Source organism: Neobacillus sp. 19, from assembly GCF_049463095.1.
Lineage (GTDB): Bacteria > Bacillota > Bacilli > Bacillales > Cytobacillaceae > Neobacillus.
Map to the genome: position 1 here is coordinate 1 of NZ_JBMPZU010000054.1, position 3,060 is coordinate 3,060.

The following is a 3,060-nucleotide window of genomic DNA, read 5'->3' on the forward strand; positions in this document are numbered from 1 at the left end:
CGTCTTAGATTGATCCCTGCCAAGCCAATAGACAGTCATATTACCTTGATCTATCCCGGTAGCATATGAGATGGCAGTAAGCATTTCATCCCAATCTACTCCGCTATATACAGGTGTGTGTTCTCCAGTTTGGACTTGTGGCTCAAGAGTTACTTTCCAAGACGGATTCTCGATGGTTTTGCCATCCAGAAACGACTGCCTGTGAATCTTAATTTCCGCCTCTTCAGGTGCAGCGGTTTCCTCACTTTCTTGTTTGTCTTCCACATCTTTGTCGGAGAAATCGTCATTCTTTGCGGCTTTTTGCTCTTGTTTTTCCTTTTGCTCTGCACCTGCCGTGTCCTTCTGTTCTTTATCTACTGTTTTCGTTTGTTCTGTTTTTGGACTTTCCTTCTTTGGTGCGGCTTTGTCATTTCCTGATGCGAAAATATTGTATGCAACAAAAATAATTAATAGCAGCACAATGACAATTAAACTATTTAAGACGAGATTCGTTTTTTTCCTTTTTCGCGCGATAACCTGAACGCGAATTAGACTTAAAATCATTACTCAAGTTTATCCCTCCGTAAAATAAGGCTTGTCAATCTTCTAACATGATTTCATAAGAACTTGAAGGAAAAACCATTTCATCACTCTTGCTTAGAATCTCTTTCATACAGCATCTTAACCATATCAGCAAATAACAAGTTCACTCCGCCCTCCGAATCCAATACATCTAAATTCACGGTCACCAAGGCGTATTTAGGTTTTTGATAGGGAAAATATCCGGCAAACCATTTATTATGCAACTGCCTGCCATCGTCAAATTTCCCAGTTTCAGCAGTACCTGATTTTCCGGCCACCTCAAAGGGGAGATCTTTAAACCATCTTCCGGTGCCACTCGGGTTTAGCACCACTTCCCGAAGCAATTTTTGCAGTTTCATTGCCGTATAGGGAGAAATGGTGTCCCCCTTTAAGCTTTCTTCAGGAAAATCAACCATCGTCGTACCATTTTTATATTCGATCTTTGAAACGGCCCTTACCGCCTCTTTTTTACCTCCTCTGGCGATTGTAGCCATCATATTGGCAGCAGCTAAAGGAGTGACGCGGACTTCATGCTGGCCAATTCCAGACATGGCAGCAAAATTAGCATCCTTTCTAGCTTCATCAGACAAAAAGATTCTGCCCTGATCTTCATTTGTAAATTGTTTGAAGTTACTTGTATGGTAAATGTCTCCTTGCCAGCCTGTCGCACCGATCAGCGACAATTTGCCCGCATACTCTTCTAATATGTGTGGATTCGTTTTTTGTAATTCCCTTGCCAGCTCGCCAAACGTTCGGTTACAGCTTCGAGCAAAACTATTTGTAAAATCCAACATCCCATAGTTGTATTTTAGTTCTGGTTTTCCGTTAATTTTTTTACTGCAGTCAAATAGACGCGTTGGGTTATCTAGATTTTGATCTATTGCTGCAGCGGCAACAACCGTTTTAAAAACTGACCCGGCAATTTGCTGCTTCAACATCATATTTGTAATTCCTCCGCTGCCGTATGGATCCTTTTTATTAATTGTTGGCCGCGAAACCATCGCCAGCACGGAATTATTTTCAATATCAATGAGAACCAGACCTCCCTTTTTTACTTGATAACGGTCAACAAGGTTCTCCGCTTTTTGCTGGATACTTTTATCAAGGGTTGTCCGGATATTTACAGGATAAAAGGGATTTGCCGGATCAACATATTTAACGTTGATTCCGAATAATGGGCCGCCTGTCCCGTCCACATGGTAGACAAGCTTTGATTTCCCTTCAGGAAGCAAAAATTCATCAAAGCTTTCCTCAAGGCCAGAGACACCTAGCAAGGTTTTCTCTGACAATTCTTTGTCAGGATACCGTTTTTTTAATTCCTTTGGATTTTCCCCAGTCAAGCCAATTAACTGTTCCGCAGGAATACTTGAACGTTCAAACTTCTTTTCAATGGCAAACACTCCAGGTATTTTTAAAGCATTGATTTTTTCCATTTGCGACACAGTCAATTCAAAAGGCTGAGGGTCTCCATAAGCAAACGGTTTTTTTGCCCCTTCTACAGCATTTTTCAGCACTTGAACCGGAATTCCGGAAATCTCTGAAACCTTCTCCGCCTCCCAATCCAGCTTTTTTAAAAAGGGAAAGAGGACAAGGACCGAAACCTTTTTATGTGTCAGCATGGTCCCATTTCGATCTAAAAAGTTACCTCTGCCATTATCAATTACCAATTCCTGCGTTCTTTGCTTCACACTTTCTTCAAGTAAATTAACATTATGCTTTGAGAAAGTTTTTGTCTCCATTAATTGAATTTGCATTAGCCGTACTAAAAGCAGTACCAAACCGGTTATACAAATAAAAAGCCATCCAAGTGCCCGTCTTCTCCACATAAAAACACCTCGTCAAAAGTTTTGACGAGGATTTTGAATTTCAAACCATATTCAAATGAATAGTTATAAAACCGACTAATTTATGCTGACAATCCGGACGCTCATTTCACCGCCTGGAGTTTGAACGGAGACTTGGTCGCCCACCTTTTTACCTAAAAGGCTTTTAGCAATTGGCGAGTCGTTTGAAATTTTTCCTTCAAACGGATCTGCCTCGGCACTTCCAACAATTTGAGTAAGTTTCTTCTTCTCCATCAGGAAGCTCAACAAATGTTACCGTGCTGCCTAATGAAACAGAATCGCCGGCCATTTCGCTTTCAGCGATAATTTTGGCATTGCGAATCATATTCTCTAATGTTGTAATTCGTCCCTCAACAAACGCTTGCTCTTCTTTCGCGGAATCGTATTCAGAGTTTTCTGATAAGTCTCCGAAACTTCTGGCAATTTTAATTCTTTCTACTACCTCTTTACGTTTTACTGATTTTAAATATTCCAGTTCTTGTTCAAGTTTGTCTTTACCTGCTTGTGTCATTGGGAATACTTTCTCTGCAGCCAAAACCCCACTCCTTCTAGTCTTCACAATACCCCATTCGAATTGTGTATATACTGTATGTAGTTTGTTTGTCCTATGCAATACATAGGATTTCCTAGTTGTCCTTATATGGGCGCACAGGTT

General features: G+C 40.7%; 2 protein-coding genes and 1 pseudogene. All 3 read right to left on the reverse strand.

What is annotated here, in order from left to right:
* Positions 1 to 543 (reverse strand): DUF1510 family protein (locus ACO1D1_RS16955; RefSeq protein ID WP_423336535.1); only part of this gene is annotated, 543 nt, incomplete at its 3' end.
* 83 nt (positions 544 to 626) lie between these two features.
* On the reverse strand, positions 627 to 2,387 hold the full coding sequence (locus ACO1D1_RS16960) for a peptidoglycan D,D-transpeptidase FtsI family protein (RefSeq protein ID WP_423336536.1): 1,761 nt from the start codon (positions 2,385 to 2,387) through the stop codon (positions 627 to 629).
* Between the two features lie 75 nt (positions 2,388 to 2,462).
* Positions 2,463 to 2,940: pseudogene (gene greA, locus ACO1D1_RS16965) on the reverse strand (transcription elongation factor GreA).
* Positions 2,941 to 3,060: the final 120 nt, after the last annotated feature.